The organism is Pseudomonas rustica (assembly GCF_018336155.1).
Taxonomy (GTDB): Bacteria; Pseudomonadota; Gammaproteobacteria; order Pseudomonadales; family Pseudomonadaceae; genus Aquipseudomonas; species Aquipseudomonas rustica.
This window is the reverse complement of the sequence record NZ_JAGYHF010000002.1, coordinates 118,657-137,561: the sequence shown is the minus strand read 5'-3', so window position 1 is coordinate 137,561 and position 18,905 is coordinate 118,657. Positions and strand designations below refer to the sequence as shown.

The 18,905-nt window shown below is 58.9% G+C and carries 14 protein-coding genes; 9 read left to right on the top strand and 5 right to left on the bottom strand.

The genetic code is table 11. The features are described 5' to 3' along the window. Positions 1-109 precede the first annotated feature (109 nt). A complete protein-coding gene (locus KFS80_RS03715) occupies positions 110-2,956 on the bottom strand; it encodes a valine--tRNA ligase (RefSeq protein ID WP_212544006.1) in 2,847 nt (948 codons plus the stop codon). Between the two features lie 194 nt (positions 2,957-3,150). Between KFS80_RS03715 and KFS80_RS03710 the strand changes: the two genes are divergently transcribed. Continuing rightward, the gene (locus tag KFS80_RS03710) at positions 3,151-6,111 is read left to right on the top strand and encodes an RHS repeat-associated core domain-containing protein (RefSeq protein ID WP_212544005.1); all 2,961 of its coding nucleotides are present in this window, start codon (positions 3,151-3,153) and stop codon (positions 6,109-6,111) included. 4 nt (positions 6,112-6,115) lie between these two features. On the opposite strand, the gene KFS80_RS03705 is transcribed toward KFS80_RS03710, so the two are convergent. The 3 genes from KFS80_RS03705 to KFS80_RS03695 are packed head-to-tail and all read right to left on the bottom strand — an operon-like array spanning position 6,116 to position 8,505. Continuing rightward, a complete protein-coding gene (locus tag KFS80_RS03705) occupies positions 6,116-6,517 on the bottom strand; it encodes a DNA polymerase III subunit chi (RefSeq protein ID WP_212544004.1) in 402 nt (133 codons plus the stop codon). Positions 6,518-6,525: 8 nt separating this feature from the next. Then, positions 6,526-6,954 (bottom strand): DNA polymerase III subunit chi, encoded by a 429-nt coding sequence (locus tag KFS80_RS03700; protein WP_053117380.1) that lies wholly within the window; start codon positions 6,952-6,954, stop codon positions 6,526-6,528. 60 nt (positions 6,955-7,014) lie between these two features. Further along, positions 7,015-8,505 (bottom strand): leucyl aminopeptidase, encoded by a 1,491-nt coding sequence (locus tag KFS80_RS03695; protein ID WP_212544003.1) that lies wholly within the window; start codon positions 8,503-8,505, stop codon positions 7,015-7,017. A 308-nt stretch (positions 8,506-8,813) separates the two neighbouring features. Here KFS80_RS03695 and lptF point away from each other — a divergent pair, with 308 nt between their 5' ends. The 8 genes from lptF (at position 8,814) to pdxJ (ending at position 17,308) form a co-directional block, all read left to right on the top strand. Then, on the top strand, positions 8,814-9,935 hold the full coding sequence (gene lptF, locus KFS80_RS03690) for an LPS export ABC transporter permease LptF (protein ID WP_053117386.1): 1,122 nt from the start codon (positions 8,814-8,816) through the stop codon (positions 9,933-9,935). After that, positions 9,928-10,989 carry an LPS export ABC transporter permease LptG gene (lptG, locus tag KFS80_RS03685; RefSeq protein ID WP_053117389.1) on the top strand — a complete coding sequence of 354 codons (1,062 nt, stop codon included), beginning with the start codon at positions 9,928-9,930 and terminating at the stop codon, positions 10,987-10,989. The genes lptF and lptG overlap by 8 nt, the downstream gene beginning before the upstream one ends. 172 nt (positions 10,990-11,161) lie before the next feature. Next, positions 11,162-12,961 carry a translation elongation factor 4 gene (gene lepA / locus KFS80_RS03680; protein WP_016986097.1) on the top strand — a complete coding sequence of 600 codons (1,800 nt, stop codon included), beginning with the start codon at positions 11,162-11,164 and terminating at the stop codon, positions 12,959-12,961. Between the two features lie 5 nt (positions 12,962-12,966). Next, a complete protein-coding gene (gene lepB / locus KFS80_RS03675; protein ID WP_053117392.1) occupies positions 12,967-13,821 on the top strand; it encodes a signal peptidase I in 855 nt (284 codons plus the stop codon). Positions 13,822-14,004: 183 nt separating this feature from the next. Then, positions 14,005-14,694: a ribonuclease III gene (gene rnc / locus KFS80_RS03670; protein ID WP_053117395.1), complete on the top strand. Its 690-nt coding sequence runs from the start codon at positions 14,005-14,007 to the stop codon at positions 14,692-14,694. Next, complete coding sequence (gene era / locus KFS80_RS03665) at positions 14,687-15,589, top strand: GTPase Era (protein ID WP_007909024.1); 903 nt, start codon at positions 14,687-14,689, stop codon at positions 15,587-15,589. Before rnc ends, era begins: the two co-directional genes overlap by 8 nt. 124 nt (positions 15,590-15,713) lie before the next feature. Beyond that, positions 15,714-16,448, top strand: coding sequence for a DNA repair protein RecO (recO, locus tag KFS80_RS03660; protein WP_420851015.1), 735 nt, complete (start codon positions 15,714-15,716; stop codon positions 16,446-16,448). 113 nt (positions 16,449-16,561) lie between these two features. Further along, a complete protein-coding gene (gene pdxJ, locus KFS80_RS03655) occupies positions 16,562-17,308 on the top strand; it encodes a pyridoxine 5'-phosphate synthase (protein WP_212544002.1) in 747 nt (248 codons plus the stop codon). 83 nt (positions 17,309-17,391) lie between these two features. On the opposite strand, the gene mltF is transcribed toward pdxJ, so the two are convergent. Beyond that, complete coding sequence (gene mltF / locus KFS80_RS03650) at positions 17,392-18,852, bottom strand: membrane-bound lytic murein transglycosylase MltF (protein WP_212544001.1); 1,461 nt, start codon at positions 18,850-18,852, stop codon at positions 17,392-17,394. Positions 18,853-18,905: the final 53 nt, after the last annotated feature.

Genomic DNA, 18,905 nt, shown 5'->3' with positions numbered 1-18,905 from the left:
GCCTGACAGGACGCTTTCGCGAGCAAGCTCTGCTCCTACGGGGATTTGTGGTGTGGCGGGAATGAAAAAGGGAGGCCACTTGGCCTCCCTTTTTCAATGCGATTTGCCGTTACAGACTGGCAATCCGCGCGTGTTGCTCGGCCAGTTTGGCCAGGGCTTGTTCAGCCTCGGCCAGTTTGGCGCGTTCCTTCTCGATGACTTCGGCCGGGGCCTTGTCAACGAATCCGGCGTTGGACAATTTGCCGCCAACACGCTGAACTTCACCCTGCAAACGCAAGATTTCCTTGTCCAGACGTGCCAGCTCGGCGCCCTTGTCGATCAGACCGGCCATCGGCACCAGCACTTCCATCTCGCCAACCAGCGCGGTCGCGGACAGCGGCGCTTCTTCGCCAGCCGCCAGAACAGTGATCGATTCCAGACGCGCCAGTTTCTTCAGCAGCGCTTCGTTCTCGGTCAGACGGCGCTGGTCTTCAGCGCTGACGTTCTTCAGGTAGATCGGCAGTGGTTTGCCCGGGCCGATGTTCATTTCGCCACGGATGTTGCGCGTGCCGAGCATCAGTTCCTTGAGCCATTCGATGTCGTTCTCGGCGGCCGGATCGATGCGCTCTTCGTTGGCCACTGGCCACGGTTGCAGCATGATCGTCTTGCCCTGAATACCGGCCAGCGGCGCGATGCGCTGCCAGATTTCTTCTGTGATGAACGGCATGAACGGATGCGCCAGACGCAGCGCCACTTCCAATACGCGAACCAGCGTACGGCGAGTGCCGCGCTGACGTTCAACCGGCGCATTCTCGTCCCACAGCACAGGCTTGGACAGTTCCAGGTACCAGTCGCAGTACTGGTTCCAGATGAACTCGTACAGCGCTTGCGCCGCCAGGTCGAAACGGAACTGATCGAGTTGACGGGTCACTTCGGCTTCGGTGCGTTGCAGTTGCGAGATGATCCAGCGATCCGCCAGCGACAGTTCGTAGGCTTCGCCGTTCTGGCCGCAATCTTCACCCTTGTCCAGAACATAACGCGCGGCGTTCCAGATCTTGTTGCAGAAGTTGCGATAGCCTTCAACGCGGCCCATGTCGAACTTGATGTCGCGACCGGTCGAAGCCAGCGAGCAGAAGGTGAAGCGCAGGGCGTCGGTGCCGTAGCTGGCGATGCCGTCGGCGAACTCGTCGCGGGTCTGCTTCTCGATCTTCTTCGCCAGTTTCGGCTGCATCATGCCGGAGGTGCGTTTCTGCACCAGAGTTTCCAGGTCGATACCGTCGATGATGTCCAGCGGATCCAGGACGTTGCCCTTGGACTTGGACATCTTCTGGCCCTGACCATCACGCACCAGACCGTGTACATAAACGGTCTTGAACGGAACCTGCGGCGTGCCGTCCTCATTCTTCATCAAGTGCATGGTCATCATGATCATCCGGGCAACCCAGAAGAAAATGATGTCGAAACCCGTCACCAGCACGTCGGTGGAGTGGAATTTCTTCAGGAACTCGGTCTGCTCAGGCCAGCCCAGAGTGGAGAACGTCCACAGACCGGAACTGAACCAGGTGTCGAGAACGTCGTTGTCCTGTTGCAGCGCCACGTCCGGAGCGAGGTTGTGCTTGGCGCGCACTTCGGCTTCGTCGCGACCGACATAGACTTTGCCCGACTCGTCATACCAGGCCGGAATCCGGTGGCCCCACCACAGCTGACGGCTGATGCACCAATCCTGAATGTCGCGCATCCACGAGAAGTACATGTTTTCGTACTGCTTCGGTACGAACTGGATGCGACCGTCTTCAACGGCAGCAATCGCAGGCTCGGCCAAAGGCTTGGTCGACACGTACCACTGGTCGGTCAGCCACGGCTCGATGATGGTGCCGGAGCGGTCGCCTTTCGGCACTTTCAGGGCGTGGTCGTTGACGCTGACCAACAGGCCGGCGGCGTCGAACGCGGCAACGATCTGCTTGCGCGCTTCGAAACGCTCAAGACCGGCGTACTCAGCTGGAATTACGCCGTCGATGCTGTCGTTCAGCGTACCGTCGAGGTTGAACACCTGGGCTGCCGGCAGCACGTTGGCGTTCTTGTCGAAGATGTTCAGCAGCGGCAGGTTGTGGCGCTTGCCGACTTCGTAGTCGTTGAAATCGTGGGCCGGGGTGATTTTCACGCAGCCGGTGCCGAATTCAGGATCGCAGTAATCGTCGGCGATGATCGGGATGCGGCGGCCAACCAGTGGCAGCTCGACAAACTTGCCGATCAGGGCCTGGTAGCGCTCATCGTTCGGGTTAACCGCAACGGCGGAGTCGCCGAGCATGGTTTCCGGACGGGTGGTCGCGACGATCAGGAAATCGTTGCCATCAGCGGTTTTCGCACCGTCAGCCAGCGGGTACTTCAGGTTCCATAGGAAACCTTTCTCGTCGTGGTTTTCCACTTCGAGGTCGGAAATCGCCGTGTGCAGCTTGGTGTCCCAGTTGACCAGACGCTTGCCGCGATAGATCAGACCGTCTTCGTGCAGACGCACGAACGCTTCTTTAACGGCTTCCGAGAGACCGTCGTCCATGGTGAAGCGCTCGCGGCTCCAGTCCACGGACGAGCCGAGACGGCGGATCTGACGGCTGATGTTGCCGCCGGACTGATCCTTCCATTCCCAGACTTTCTCGAGGAATTTTTCGCGACCCAGATCGTGGCGATTCTGGCCCTGGGCTTCGAGTTGACGCTCCACCAGCATCTGCGTGGCGATACCGGCGTGGTCGGTGCCCGGCTGCCACAGGGTGTTGCGACCCTGCATGCGGCGGAAACGGATCAAGGCGTCCATGATCGCGTTGTTGAAACCGTGACCCATGTGCAGGCTGCCGGTGACGTTCGGCGGCGGGATCATGATGGTGTAGGAGTCGCCCGCGCCTTGCGGGGCGAAGTAGTTCTCGGACTCCCAGGTGTTGTACCAGGAAGTTTCAATGGCGTGCGGCTGGTAGGTCTTATCCATGCGCGGCGGGACCCTATTGGCATTAATTCAGGAAAAGCCGACGAGTATAGCGGGGCATGGGGCCGAGGGCGAGCGGGGCGGATCGAGTGTCTGTCCGTGCGCGCAATGAGTTGTACGCCTATACCCATTGTGACGTTCTGGCCGGCGGTGAATCGCGGGGTTTCTGCCGCGCCTCTTTGACTTCGAGTGACTGAATGAAACTGTCCGAGACTTCACTGAATACCAATACGCCGTCGGTCATGGTCTGTGATGCCCGTGGTCTGTCGGTGCGAGAAGTGCAATATCACCGCCATCCCGATTCGCCAGCGATCACCCAGGCACGCATTACCTGTCATCAGTTCGATGCGCGCGGCATCAACGTTCGAAGCGCTGACCCGCGTTTGAATGAGGCAGGGCTGGCGAACTTCATCCATATCACGAGCCTTTCCGGCACTGTGCTGTGCCAGGAAGGCGTCGACAATGGCACTGTCGTGACGCTGAATGACGCGGCTGGCCGGTCGTTCAGGGTGGTGAGCAACATTCACTCCGGTGACGATGGCGCAGACATCAATCGGCATGCCGTGACCCGAATCTTTCAATACGAAAGCAATAATCTGCGAGGACGCCCGGTTAGCCTTGTCGAACAGAGCGCAGAGGGTGTCCGCCGAATCAGCGAGCGCTGGCGATATGCGGGGAACAGTGACCTTGAAGCGTCTCAGAACCTGGCCGGGCAATGGGTGAGCCACTACGACACGGCGGGGCTGGTCAGAGTCGACAGTTTGGCGCTAAGCGGCGTAGCGCTGTCCGTTACTCGTCGTCTGCTGGCGCACGCCGAAAACCCGGACGCCGTTGCCGATTGGCAAGGCGAAGACGCTCAGGCCTGGGATGCCTTGCTGGCGGCCAAGGGCTTCACCCACCAGACCACCACCGATGCGACGGGCGCGGAACAGACCACCACGGACGCTGCGGGCAACCGACAGCGCATGGCATATGACGTGGCCGGTCTGCTTACGAGCCGTTGGCTAACCCTGAAAAATCGGCTCGAGAAAAATATTGTGAAGTCCCTGACTTACTCGGCGGCCGGCCAAACGCTGCGCGAAGAACACGCTAATGGCGTGGTGACTCGTTGGGGATACGAGGAAGAGACGCAACGCTTGCTGGGGATAAATGTACGAAGACCGGTCGGTCACGTGTCCGGGGCGAAAGTCTTGCAAGATCTGAAATATCAATATGACCCGGTCGGTAATGTACTCGGCGTACATAACGATGCAGAAGAAACCCGCTTCTGGCGTAATCAGGAAGTCGTGCCGCAGCACACTTACGTCTATGACAGTCTCTACCAATTGGTCAGCGCCACGGGGCGTGAGATGGCGAATGCCGGCCGGCAGCATAGCTTTCCTGTCGTATCCGGTTTCGACAGTGCCACATACACGGCTTATACGCGCACTTACAGCTACGACGAGGCGGGCAATCTGACGCGGATTCGCCACTGCGCGCCAGTGTCCGATCACTGCCACACCACAACCGTTACGGTCAGTCACCGCAGCAATCGCGGCGTGACAAGTCTCCTTTGCACTGATCCGCGAGAAGTGGACGGCTGGTTCACCGCAGGCGGCCAGCAAACAATCCTGCAACCCGGTCAACCGCTGGCCTGGACGTCCCGCAACGAAATTCTGAAGGTCACTCCGGTTGAGCGAGGTGGCGCAAAAGATGACGTCGAGAGCTACCGCTATGACGGCGGCAGTCAACGGCTCTTGAAGATCACTACCCAGAACAACATCAGCACCACGCGGGAGCAGCAGGTGATTTACCTGCCCGCGCTGGAGCTAAGGACTATGAAAATCAACGGCACTGAAGTGCAGCGTTTACAGGTCATCAGCGTGGGAGCTAGCGGTCAGTCGTCGGTGCGGGTATTGCACTGGGAGAGCGGAAGACCAGAAGACATCAGTAACGATCAGTTGTGTTACAGCCATGATGATCTGATCGGCAGCAGCGGGCTGGAAGTCGATGCGCAGGGGAAAGTGATCAGCCGCGAAGAATACTTTCCTTACGGCGGTACGGCAGTCTGGACGGCGAGAAATGCAGTGGAGGCGAGTTTCAAAACCGTCAGGTATTCAGGCAAGGAGCGCGATGCGACGGGGCTTTACTACTATGGCTGGCGCTACTACCAGCCGTGGATTGGACGCTGGTTGAGTGCTGATCCGGCCGGAGCGATAGACGGGATGAACCTGTATGTCATGGCCGGCAACAACCCGGTCACATTCCGTGACAGTAACGGGTTATCAATACAAGGCCAGGAGGCCAGGCGCCGCGTGGGTGAGTCGTTTGTTCATCCTCGGCATATGCCTGTCTTTGAAAGAATTTCAAAGGTGCAAAATATTGCCCTGAGCGTTCGTGAATCAGGCAGTCACACGATCAATGCGTTGGGTGAAGGCGCGGCCGCCAAAGGGCATGACATTCTTGAGAAAACCATAAAGCGAAGTTCGCTGACGGGCGTTTATGGTGAACAGGCTGGGGCCATGCTTCAGCGGGCCGAGAGCAGCGGGTTTGCCGGGCGAGTGGGCAAGTGGAACAAGGCGGGCCTGCAGGGTGTTTATGCGCGCAATAACGTAAGTTTTGAAGACACGACTTACGACATCAATTTGCAAAGCCCCGTAGAGCACGAACTGGTTGATTCCTGGATCAAGTTCAAGATCGTCACGCCTTATACGGGCGATTACGACATGCATGACATCATTCGTTTCAGCGGCGGCAAGGGGCATGTCCCTGAATCGGGAAGTGTCGATGAGACAGAAGTAAAGGATCTGATCAATCTTGGCGTCGCAGCATTTGACCCGGCGAGGTCATTCGAAGACGTCTCGATGAATGTTGTTCGTCATGGGCCGCAAGTGAACTTCGTTTCTTATATGTGGAAAAACGAGTTTGAAAAAGTCCAGGCCGACAATGGTTATCTCGCTGCAGTGGCGCGGCCAGGCCCGTTTCCGATAGCGATGGTGCACCAGGGGCGGTGGAGCATTCTGGAGAATAGCCATGAGCTGTTCGAGTTCTACGGCTCTACCAATACCGTTGTTCCGGAACACTGGGCGCAAGAATTTGTGGGGCGAGGAGGGGCAATGGTCGCCACTCCCCGGCACGCGAAAATTCTGGATAAGTTCCGCAGGGCAAATACGGGCTGAAAGCTTATTCGTATTGGCTGAGCAGCCTTTCCATCCGCGCATCGAGGCGCCGTTTGATTTCGGTTTCGATGTGCGGCGCGAAGTCGTCGATCACGTCTTGCATGATCAATTGCGCGGCGGCGCGCAGTTCGCTGTCGAGGTGGAGCAGGGCGTCCGGGCCTTTATTCACCGGTGTCGCAGGTTGCGCGGCCGGCGCCGGCGCCGGCGTTGGCGCAGGTTGCGGTTCGACGGCTTGCGGTTCATTGCCAACCGCTTCGAACAACATCGGAATTTGTTCCTGTTCACCTTCATCGACCGTATCGGTCAACAGCGGTGGTTGCAGGTTGTCGTCGCCGAGCAACTGACGGATCGATTCGAGATCGTCGAGCAGGTGTGTCGGCTTTTGCTGCGGTTTCGGAGTGTCCATTGGAATGCTCAGAGTCGCTGTAAACGGTGATCTTGCAGAGGATAGCCCTGTTCGCGGTAGAAGCGAAAACTCTCCCGCGCCGCGGCACGAATCGTCGGGTCTTCGACCACCACTTCCGCCACCCGGGCGAACTTGTTGGCGAAGGCCGGGACTTTCAGGTCGAGGTTGACCAGCAAATCCTGATGCTGACCGCAGTCATCACCCACACCCAGCACGATCAAACCGTCCGGTTCGCTGTCGGCAGGGCCATGCGGCACGAAGCTTTCGCCCTTGAACGCCCACAGGCGCGCATCGAGATCGTCACGCTGGGCGGCATCGCTGCAATGCAGATAGATGCGGTGGCCCATGCGCCAGGCTTTCTCGGTGAGCTTGCAGGCGAAGTCCAGGCGAGCCGAAGGGTCGGCGCTGGGCAGAATGTAAAAATCGACTTTGGTCATTGCGGTTCCAGAGCGGCAAGCGACGTCACCGGAGAGTGACGCCGCCGCCCATCAGCGGGTTCAGGCTTTGGCGCGATCCAGCAGGTACTGGGTCAGCAGTGGCACCGGACGGCCAGTGGCGCCCTTGTCCTTGCCGCCGCTGGCCCATGCGGTGCCCGCGATGTCCAGGTGCGCCCAGTTGAGGTTCTTGGTGAAGCGCGACAGGAAGCACGCGGCGGTGATGGTGCCGGCTTTCGGGCCGCCAATGTTGGCGATGTCGGCGAACGGGCTGTCCAGTTGCTCTTGGTACTCATCGAACAGCGGCAGCTGCCAGGCGCGGTCGTCAGCAGCCTGGCCGGCGCTGAGCAGTTGGCCGATCAGTTCGTCGTTGTTGCCCAGCAGACCCGAGGTGTGCGCCCCCAGCGCGACGACGCAAGCGCCGGTCAGGGTGGCGATGTCGATCACCGCTTGTGGCTTGAAGCGCTCGGAGTAGGTCAGCGCATCGCACAGCACCAGTCGGCCTTCGGCGTCGGTGTTGAGGATTTCCACGGTCTGGCCGCTCATGGTGGTGACGATGTCGCCTGGACGGGTCGCGTTGCCGCTCGGCATGTTTTCCGCGCAAGCGAGGATGCACACCAGGTTGATCGGCAGTTTCAGCTCAAGCACGGCGCGCAGGGTACCGAACACCGAGGCAGCGCCGCCCATGTCGTACTTCATTTCGTCCATGCCGGCGCCCGGCTTCAGGCTGATGCCGCCGGTGTCGAAAGTGATGCCTTTACCGACCAGTGCGTACGGCTTCTCGGATTTCTTGCCGCCGTTGTATTGCATGACGATCAGACGTGGCGGTTGCTCGCTGCCTTGGCCGACGGCGTAGAACGAACCCATGCCCAAAGACTTGATCTTCTTCTCGTCGAGGACTTCGACTTTCAGATCCTTGAATTCTTTGCCCAGGTTTTTGGCTTGTTCGCCAAGGAAGGTCGGGTGGCAGATGTTCGGTGGCAGGTTGCCCAGATCACGGGTGAAGGCCATGCCGTTGGCGATCGCGGTGGCGTGATTCACGGCGCGCTGCACTTCAGCCTGGGCAGCCTTGATGGTCAGCAGGGTGATTTTTTTCAGTGCGCGCGGTTCGGCTTTCTGGCTCTTGAACTGGTCGAAAGTGTATTCGCCGTCCACCAGGGTTTCCGCCAGCAGACGGGTTTTGCCGTAGCTGTCGCGGTTTTTAACAATAACTTCATCCAGCGCCAGCACGGCGTCGCTGCCGTTCAGGCCTTTCAGAGTATTGAGGATACCGGCAACGATTTTGCGGAACGGACGGTCGCCCAGTTCTTCATCCTTGCCCACGCCAACCAACAGCACGCGCTCGGCTTTGAGGTTAGGCAGGCTGTGCAGCAGCAGGCTTTGACCGACTTTGCCGGCCAGATCGCCACGCTTGAGGACGGCGCTGATCGCGCCACCGCTCAGCTCGTCGACCTGTTTGGCGGCGGCGCCGAGTTTGCGGCCTTCGCCGACGGCAACCACCAGGGTGGCGGTTTTCAACGTTTCTGGGCTAACGCTTTTTACAACCAGTTCCATGTCCGGATCCCTGAATGAATGGTCAACATGCAGGCGTTCGACGGTGTCCGCAGTCGCCTGCTTATAAATAGAAGAGGCGCAGGCCAAAGCCTGCGACAAGGGCCGCAGTTTGAACCTCGCTCCCCGCGCCTGACAACCCTCGGTTGTACGATCTGCAACGGATTACAGACATGGATGAGTGTGCGCAGTGACAGGCGCCCCCAATCACAGGATAATGCCGCATCTTTTTCCGACGGCTCTGCGTTGCGGGCCGGTCGGTGTGTTTGCTTGTTTGGCCGCCTTAGCCTGACAACCCTGGAGTGTCTGGTTTGATCGTCTTCCGTTATCTGTCCCGCGAAGTCCTGCTGACCCTCAGCGCCGTGAGTGCCGTGCTGCTGGTCATCATCATGAGCGGTCGCTTCATCAAATATCTGGCTCAGGCCGCTGCCGGCCAGCTCGATCCGGGTTCGCTGTTCCTGATCATGGGCTTTCGTCTGCCGGGGTTCTTGCAACTGATTCTGCCGCTGGGCCTGTTCCTCGGGATCTTGCTGGCTTACGGTCGCCTGTACCTCGAAAGCGAAATGACCGTGCTCTCGGCCACCGGCATGAGCCAGCAGAAGCTGTTTCGCATGACCCTGTTTCCGGCGACCCTGGTGGCGCTGGTGGTGGCATGGCTGAGCCTGGGCTTGGCCCCGCAAGGCGCCAACCAGTTTCAGTTGCTGCTGAACAAGCAGGACGCGCTGACCGAATTCGACACCCTCGAACCGGGTCGCTTCCAGGCGCTGCGCGACGGTACGCGGGTGACGTACACCGAAACCCTGACCGACGACCGGATCAATCTGGGCGGCGTGTTCATTTCGCAGAAAAACCTCGGTGCCGACAAGAAAGATCGCGGGATTTCCATTCTGGTGGCCGAGTCGGGTCTTCAGGAAAGTCGCAAGGACGGCACTCGCTACCTGATCCTCAAAAACGGTTACCGCTATGACGGCAGCCCGGGTCAGGCGGATTATCGTGCGGTGCATTACGAAACCTACGGTGTGCAGTTGCCCAAGCCGGAAGTCAGTGAAGAAGTCACCGACCGTGACGCCATGCCGACCTCAGCCTTGCTTGGAAGTGATGACATCCGCTCCAAAACCGAACTGCAATGGCGTCTTTCCCTGCCGCTGCTGGTGTTTATCGTGACCCTGATGGCGGTGCCGCTGTCGCGGGTCAATCCGCGTCAAGGGCGTTTCCTTAAGCTGCTGCCGGCGATTCTTCTTTATATGGCTTACCTGACCATCCTGATTGCCGCCCGTGGCGCCCTCGAAAAAGGCAAGATCCCGCCGACCCTCGGGTTGTGGTGGGTGCACGCGATCTTCCTGTTTATCGGCCTCGGCCTGCTTTATTGGGAGCCTTTGCGCCTGAAGATGGCCAGCCGTCGCAGCGCTGCGCTGGAGGTGGCTCGTGGTTAAACTCGACCGCTACATCGGCAGCAGCGTGTTCATGGCGATCATCGCCGTGCTGGCGATCATTCTGGGCCTGGCGACGTTGTTCGCTTTTATCGATGAAATGAGCGACGTCAGCGACACCTACACACTGATGGATGTGCTGAGCTTCGTTATGCTCACCGCGCCGCGCCGTCTCTACGAAATGCTGCCGATGGCCGCGCTGATTGGCTGTCTGATCGGTCTCGGCAGTCTGGCCAGCAGCAGCGAACTCACCGTCATGCGTGCAGCTGGTGTATCGATCGGGCGCATCGTCTGGGCAGTGATGAAACCGATGCTGGTGCTGATGCTGGCCGGTTTGCTGATCGGCGAATACGTCGCGCCGGCCACCGAAAGCATGGCTCAGGCCAATCGCTCGCTGGCTCAGGGCAGCGGCGATGCGCAAAGTGCCAAGCACGGTATGTGGCACCGTCAGGGTGAAGAGTTCATCCACATCAACGCCGTTCAACCCAACGGTTTGCTGTACGGCGTGACCCGTTATCATTTTGACAAAGAACGTCATCTGCTGAGTTCCAGCTTCGCTAAAAAGGCCGAATTCGACAAAGATCACTGGCAGCTTAGCGGTGTCACCACCACGGTTTTCCATGAGCGCAGAACCGAAGTGGTCAATGTGCCTGCCGAGCGCTGGGACGTGTCCCTGAGCCCGCAGTTGCTCAGCACGGTGGTGATGGCGCCGGAATCGCTGTCGATCAGCGGTCTGTGGGGTTACATCCACTATCTGTCTGAACAAGGCTTGAGCAACGGCCGTTATTGGCTGGCGTTTTGGGTCAAGGTGTTGCAGCCGCTGGTGACTGCTGCGTTGGTGTTGATGGCGATCTCGTTCATCTTCGGCCCGCTGCGTTCGGTGACCCTTGGTCAGCGTGTGTTCACCGGTGTGTTGGTCGGCTTCACCTTCCGCATCGTCCAGGATTTGCTCGGCCCTTCGAGCCTGGTGTTCGGTTTCTCGCCGCTGTTTGCGGTGCTGGTGCCAGCCGGCGTGTGTGCGCTGCTCGGTGTCTGGCTGCTGAGACGGGCGGGTTAATGCCGCCGGTTTTGCCAGTGTTTTAACCTCGAAAACGCCTCGGTCGACAGACCGGGGCGTTTTTGCATGCAATCCGGGTGACAGGTGAACGTGACGCTTGCGCCGTGTATCAGGTACAATTCCCGGCTATTTTTCGGCGGGCTATGCCTGCAGCCTTTTTGAGTGTTGATCCGTGAGTGATTTGAGTCATATCCGCAATTTCTCCATCATCGCCCACATTGACCATGGCAAGTCGACGCTGGCCGATCGCTTCATCCAGATGTGCGGCGGCCTGGCCGAGCGTGAAATGGAAGCCCAGGTACTGGATTCCATGGATCTGGAACGTGAACGCGGGATCACCATCAAGGCCCACAGCGTCACCCTGTATTACACCGCCAAAGACGGTATCAAGTACCAGCTGAACTTCATTGACACCCCGGGCCACGTCGACTTCACCTACGAAGTCAGCCGTTCCCTGGCCGCGTGTGAAGGTGCACTGCTGGTGGTCGACGCCGGTCAAGGCGTTGAAGCCCAGTCCGTGGCCAACTGCTACACCGCCATCGAGCAGGGCCTTGAGGTCATGCCGGTATTGAACAAGATCGACCTGCCACAGGCTGATCCTGATCGCGTCAAAGACGAAATCGAGAAGATCATCGGCATTGATGCCACCGACGCCGTCACCTGCAGCGCCAAAACCGGCCTGGGTGTCGACGAAGTGCTCGAGCGTCTGGTGCACACCATTCCTGCGCCGACCGGCAACATCGAAGATCCGCTGCAAGCGTTGATCATCGACTCCTGGTTCGATAACTACCTGGGCGTTGTCTCCCTGGTGCGCGTGCGTCATGGCCGCGTGAAGAAGGGCGACAAGATCCTCGTCAAGTCCACCGGCAAGATCCATCTGGTCGACAGCGTTGGCGTGTTCAACCCGAAGCACACCGCTACTGCTGACCTGAAGGCCGGCGAAGTGGGCTTCATCATCGCCAGCATCAAGGACATTCACGGTGCACCGGTCGGTGACACCCTGACCCTGAGTTCGACCCCGGACGTTGAAGTGCTGCCTGGCTTCAAACGCATCCAGCCGCAGGTTTACGCCGGTCTGTTCCCGGTCAGCTCCGATGACTTCGAGGATTTCCGCGAAGCGTTGCAGAAGCTGACCCTCAACGACTCGTCGCTTCAATACACCCCGGAAAGCTCCGACGCACTGGGCTTCGGCTTCCGTTGCGGCTTCCTCGGCATGCTGCACATGGAAATCATCCAGGAGCGCCTCGAGCGCGAGTACGACCTGGATCTGATCACCACCGCGCCAACGGTAATTTTCGAACTGGTTTTGAAGACCGGTGAAACAATTTACGTCGACAACCCATCCAAGCTTCCGGATGTGTCGTCGATCGAAGACATGCGCGAGCCAATCGTGCGCGCCAATATCCTGGTGCCGCAGGAGCACTTGGGTAACGTCATCACCCTGTGCATCGAGAAGCGTGGCGTTCAAGTCGACATGCTGTTCCTCGGCAATCAGGTGCAGGTCACTTACGACTTGCCGATGAACGAAGTGGTGCTCGACTTCTTCGACCGTCTCAAATCCACCAGCCGCGGCTATGCTTCGCTGGACTACCATTTCGATCGTTACCAATCGGCTAATCTGGTGAAACTGGACGTGCTGATCAACGGCGACAAGGTCGACGCTCTGGCGTTGATCGTGCACCGTGACAACTCGCACTACAAAGGTCGCCAGTTGACCGAGAAGATGAAAGAACTGATTCCTCGTCAGATGTTCGACGTGGCGATCCAGGCCGCCATTGGCGGTCAGATCGTGGCACGGACAACCGTCAAGGCGCTCAGAAAGAACGTATTGGCCAAGTGCTACGGCGGTGACGTTAGCCGTAAGAAAAAACTGCTTGAAAAGCAGAAGGCCGGTAAAAAACGCATGAAGCAGGTCGGCAACGTGGAAATTCCACAAGAAGCCTTCCTTGCAGTGCTCAGGTTGGATAGTTAGGTCCTATGTCACTAAATTTCCCGCTGTTGCTGGTCATCGCCGTGTTCGTCTGCGGCCTGTTGGCGTTGCTTGATCTGTTGATCCTTGCACCGCGTCGGCGTGCCGCCATTGCCTCTTATCAGGGCAGTGTCGGTCAGCCAGATGTCGTGGTGGTCGAGAAACTCAACAAAGAGCCGCTGCTGGTTGAATACGGCAAGTCGTTCTTCCCGGTGTTGTTCATCGTGCTGGTGCTGCGTTCGTTCCTCGTGGAACCGTTCCAGATCCCGTCCGGTTCGATGAAGCCGACCCTGGACGTCGGCGACTTCATTCTGGTGAACAAGTTTTCTTACGGGATCCGCCTGCCGGTGATCGACAAGAAAATCATCGAAGTCGGTGACCCACAGCGTGGCGATGTCATGGTGTTCCGCTACCCGAGCGACCCGAACGTCAACTACATCAAGCGTGTAGTTGGTCTGCCGGGCGACACGATTCGCTACACTGCTGACAAGCATCTGTTCGTCAACGGCGAGTCTATTGCCGAGCAGATGATCGGCTCCGAGCCGGGCACCCTGGGCAGTGCAGAACTCTATAAGGAAAAACTCGGCGCTGCCGAGCACCTGATCCGCAAGGAAATGAGCCGCTACCGCGCCACCCCGGATCGTTCGTGGACAGTGCCTGCCGGGCACTACTTCATGATGGGCGACAACCGCGACAACTCGAACGACAGTCGCTACTGGGATGATCCAAAGATTCCCAAGGATCTGCTGGGCATGGTTCCCGACCAGAATATCGTCGGCAAGGCCTTCGCGGTCTGGATGAGCTGGCCGGAACCGAAACTCAGTCACCTGCCGAATTTCTCGCGGGTTGGCCTGATCAAGTAATCACACACGGCGCTGTTGAACACAGCGCCGAATGCATTTCTGGCGTCGACACAATCGGCTCCGGGGCATGAAGCCAACGATATTCAGGATGTAATTTTTGAACACAGCGTTAATTGTCCCAGGCCCGCGCCGTACCCCGGCGATGGCGGTGGAATCCAGCTTTGAACACAGCGTGGGTAAACCGTGAGCGCCTCATTAAGCCGTCTCGAGCGACAGCTCGGTTACACCTTCAAGGATCAGGAGCTGATGCTGCTGGCCCTCACGCACCGCAGTTTTGCCGGGCGCAACAACGAACGCCTGGAATTCCTCGGCGATGCCATCCTCAACTTCGTCGCTGGCGAGGCGCTGTTCGATCGCTTCCCGCTGGCCCGCGAAGGCCAATTGTCGCGTTTGCGCGCACGTCTGGTAAAAGGTGAGACGCTGGCCGTACTGGCGCGCGGTTTCGACCTTGGCGACTACTTGCGACTGGGTTCCGGTGAACTGAAGAGCGGCGGTTTCCGTCGCGAATCGATTCTGGCCGATGCCCTCGAAGCCTTGATCGGCGCGATCTACCTCGATGCCGGTATGGACATGGCGCGCGAACGCGTCCTGGCCTGGCTCGCTGGCGAGTTCGAAGGTCTGACCCTGGTCGACACCAACAAGGATCCGAAAACCCGCCTGCAGGAACACCTGCAATCGCGTGGTTGCGACCTGCCACGCTATGAAGTGGTGGATATCCAGGGCGAGCCGCACTGCCGAACCTTCTTCGTCGAGTGCGAAGTTGTCTTACTGAATGAAAAAAGCCGAGGTCAGGGTGTCAGCCGTCGTATTGCCGAACAGGTAGCGGCCGCTGCAGCACTGATTGCCCTGGGCGTGGAGAATGGCAATGACTGATACAAACGCAACTCGCTGTGGCTATGTTGCCATCGTCGGCCGTCCCAACGTCGGTAAGTCGACGCTGCTCAATCACATCCTCGGCCAGAAGCTCGCGATCACTTCGCGCAAGCCGCAGACCACTCGCCACAATATGCTCGGGATCAAAACCGAGGGTGACGTGCAAGCGATCTACGTCGACACCCCGGGCATGCACAAGGGTGGCGAAAAGGCCCTGAACCGTTACATGAACAAAACCGCTTCGGCCGCGTTGAAAGACGTCGACGTGGTGATCTTCGTCGTTGACCGCACCAAGTGGACCGACGAAGACCAGATGGTGCTGGAACGCGTGCAGTACGTGACCGGCCCGCTGATCGTCGCGCTGAACAAGACCGATCGCATCGAAGACAAAGCCGAGCTGATGCCGCACCTGAGCTGGTTGCAGGAACAACTGCCGAACGCGCAGATCATTCCTATTTCCGCACAACACGGGCACAACCTCGACGCGCTGGAAAAAGTCATCGCCGATCACCTGCCGGAGAACGATCACTTCTTCCCGGAAGACCAGATCACCGACCGCAGCAGCCGTTTCCTCGCCGCCGAACTGGTGCGCGAGAAAATCATGCGCCAGATGGGCGCCGAGCTGCCGTACCAGATCACCGTCGAGATCGAAGAGTTCAAGCAGCAGGGCAAAACCCTGCACATCCACGCCTTGATCCTCGTTGAGCGTGACGGTCAGAAGAAGATCATCATTGGCGACAAGGGCGAGCGCATCAAACGCATCGGCACCGAAGCGCGCAAGGACATGGAGCTGCTGTTCGACTCGAAGATCATGCTCAATCTGTGGGTGAAGGTGAAGGGCGGCTGGTCCGACGACGAGCGCGCGCTGCGTTCGCTGGGTTACGGCGACCTGTAACAGTCCCGGTTTTCTGATACACCAGAGAACCCCTGTGGGAGCGGGCTTGCTCGCGAAGGCGGAGTGTCAGTCGATACATTTTTCGACTGATTCACCGCTTTCGCGAGCAAGCCCGCTCCCACATTTGGTTTATGTTGATTTCAAGACTGCGTTTCTTATCGAGAACTCAATGTCGCAAACCCCACCTCCCGCCCAACCCGCCTACGTCCTGCACTCTCGCGCCTATCGCGAAACCAGTGCCTTGGTGGATTTCCTCACGCCGCAAGGTCGGCTGCGGGCGGTGTTGCGCAGTGCGCGGGGCAAGGCCGGGACGTTGGCGCGGCCGTTCGTCTCGCTGGAAGTCGAGTTCCGTGGCAAGGGCGAGCTGAAGAATGTCGGGCGCATGGAAAGTGCCGGCACCTCGGCGTGGCTCAATGGTGAGGCGCTGTTCAGCGGTCTCTATCTCAATGAACTGCTGATCCGCTTGCTCCCTGCTGAGGATCCACACCCCGGTGTATTCGATCACTACGCCGCGACCTTGCTGGCATTGGCCGAAGGCCGTCCGCTGGAGCCGCTGCTGCGTTCCTTCGAATGGCGTTTGCTGGACGATCTCGGTTATGGCTTCTCGCTGAACACCGATATCCACGGCGAGCCGATTGCCGAGGACGGTCTCTATCGCCTGCAAGTCGATGCCGGCCTGGAGCGGGTCTTCCTGCTGCAACCGGGATTGTTCAACGGCGTCGAATTGCTGGCCATGGCCGAAGCCGACTGGACTGCACCGGGCGCACTCTCCGCAGCCAAGCGCCTGATGCGCCAAGCCCTCGCCGTTCACTTGGGCGGCCGTCCTCTCGTTAGTCGCGAGCTGTTTCGCAAACCCTGAGGGTCTGTTTACGTCTGGACGCGGCGCAACGGGCGCTGGCTGCGCCCAGACGTAAACAGACCCTTCACCGTGTATGCTGTGCGCCGAATCTTTTTCTTCAGGAGCGCGCACCCGTGACCACCAGCAATCGCATTCTTCTTGGCGTGAACATCGACCACGTCGCCACCCTGCGTCAGGCCCGTGGTACGCGCTACCCGGATCCGGTCAAGGCTGCGCTGGACGCGGAAGAGGCGGGCGCTGATGGCATCACTGTTCACCTGCGTGAAGACCGCCGGCACATTCAGGAGCGCGACGTACTGCTGCTCAAGGATGTGCTGCAAACCCGCATGAACTTCGAAATGGGCATCACCGAAGAAATGATGGCGTTCGCTGAGCGCATTCGTCCGGCGCACATCTGCCTGGTGCCGGAAACCCGTCAGGAGTTGACCACTGAAGGTGGTCTGGATGTGGCGGGGCAGGAAGAACGGATCAAGGCTGCGCTTGAGCGTCTGTCGAAGATCGGCAGCGAAGTGTCGCTGTTCATCGATGCTGATGAGCGGCAGATTGCAGCGTCGAAGCGTGTTGGCGCACCGGGGATCGAACTGCACACCGGGCGTTATGCCGATGCTGAAACGCCGACGGAAGTGGCTGAAGAACTGCAGCGCGTTGCGGATGGCGTGGCGTTTGGTTTGGCGCAGGGTTTAATCGTCAATGCCGGCCATGGCCTGCATTACCACAACGTTGAGGCGGTGGCGGCGATCAAAGGGATCAACGAGCTGAACATCGGCCATGCGCTGGTGGCGCATGCGTTGTTCGTGGGCTTCAAGTCCGCTGTGTCCGAGATGAAAGCGCTGATACTGGCTGCTGCGCTCAAGGGCTAAGATCAAAAGATCGCAGCCTTCGGCAGCTCCTACAGGTTATGTGTACACCTGTAGGAGCTGCCGAAGGCTGCGATCTTTTGCTTTTAAAGCGGGGCAGGTTCTTGAGCGGGTTTTGACTTGTCGATGCCAGGCACATGCAAATTGCCTTCAGCCACCTGGTCGCCCTCAAGCTGCGGCTGTGTCACCCAAGTCAAAATGTCGTAGTAACGACGAATGTTCGCCACGAAATGCACCGGTTCGCCGCCCCGGGCATAGCCGTAACGGGTTTTGCTGTACCACTGTTTCTGCGCCAGACGCGGCAGGATCTTCTTCACGTCCAGCCACTTGTCCGGGTTCAAACCTTCTTTGGCCGTCAGTTTGCGCGCGTCATCGAGGTGGCCGCTGCCGACGTTGTACGCGGCGAGGGCGAACCACGTGCGATCCGGTTCCTTGATCGAATCGTCGAGCTGATCCTTCATATAAGCCAGGTACTTGGCGCCGCCCATGATGCTCTGCTTCGGATCAAGTCGGTTCGACACGCCCATCGCCTGCGCGGTGTTCTGCGTCAGCATCATCAGCCCGCGCACACCGGTTTTCGAGGTGACCGTCGGTTGCCACAGCGATTCCTGATAACCGATCGCCGCCAGCAGGCGCCAGTCGACTTTCTCTTTCTTCGCGTAATTCTTGAAGTGCTGTTCGTACTTCGGCAGGCGTTGCTGCAAGTGCTGGGCGAAGGTGGTCGCGCCCATGTAACCGAGTACGTCAACGTGGCCGTAGTAGCGATCTTTCAAGCGTTGCAGGGTGCCATTCTTTTGCACCTTGTCCAGATACGCATTGATCTCGTTGAGCAGGCTGTTGTCTTCGCCCGGGGCCACGGCCCAGCTCTGGTTGCTGGCATCGCCAAGGTCGAAGGCGACGCGGATGTTGGTGAAGTACACCTGGTTCATCGCCACTTCGTTGGAATCGACGAGGGTCAGGTCGATCTGGCCTTCATCGACCATGCGCAGCAGATCGACCACTTCAACCGCGTCGGACTCTTCGTATTCGATGCCGGGAAATTTCTTTTTCAGCTCCGCCAGTTGTTCGGCGTGGGTGCTGCCCTTGAGCACCATGATCTTCTTGCCGACCAGATCACTCGGGTCGGTTGGCCGCGACTGACCATTGCGATAAATGATCTGCGGGGTGACTTCTAAATAAGAGTGGGAGAAACGCACCTGTTGCTTGCGATGCTCACTGCTGACCAGGCCGGCGGCGGCGAGTACCGGGCCGTTGGGTTTGCCGATCTGATTGAAAAGGTCGTCGAGGTTGTCAGCGGTCTCGATCTTCAGCTCGACACCCAAATCGTCGGCGAAACGCTTCACCAGCTCGTATTCGAAGCCGGTTTCACCGCTGCGATCCTGAAAGTAGGTGGCGGGGCTGTTGCGTGTAATCACGCGCAGCACACCATCCTCCTTTATGCGCTCCAGCGTGTTGGGTTTATCAACACAGCCACTGAGCATCAGGAAGAGTCCGGTTGCGATCAGCCATTTGGCGTACCGCGGACGCAAAGCCGTTGGGAAAAACATGTGCGCAGTATACGCAAACGGCCACTGGCGCCATATCTCGACAGTGCAGGATG

Coding starts and splice junctions, on each gene's coding strand:
- era (WP_007909024.1), top strand. CDS start 14,687: ATGACTGATACAAACGCAACTCGCTGTGGCTATGTTGCCATCGTCGGC.
- KFS80_RS03705 (WP_212544004.1), bottom strand. CDS start 6,517: ATGGACACTCCGAAACCGCAGCAAAAGCCGACACACCTGCTCGACGAT.
- KFS80_RS03695 (WP_212544003.1), bottom strand. CDS start 8,505: ATGGAACTGGTTGTAAAAAGCGTTAGCCCAGAAACGTTGAAAACCGCC.
- lepB (WP_053117392.1), top strand. CDS start 12,967: ATGTCACTAAATTTCCCGCTGTTGCTGGTCATCGCCGTGTTCGTCTGC.
- KFS80_RS03710 (WP_212544005.1), top strand. CDS start 3,151: ATGAAACTGTCCGAGACTTCACTGAATACCAATACGCCGTCGGTCATG.
- mltF (WP_212544001.1), bottom strand. CDS start 18,852: ATGTTTTTCCCAACGGCTTTGCGTCCGCGGTACGCCAAATGGCTGATC.
- KFS80_RS03700 (WP_053117380.1), bottom strand. CDS start 6,954: ATGACCAAAGTCGATTTTTACATTCTGCCCAGCGCCGACCCTTCGGCT.
- KFS80_RS03715 (WP_212544006.1), bottom strand. CDS start 2,956: ATGGATAAGACCTACCAGCCGCACGCCATTGAAACTTCCTGGTACAAC.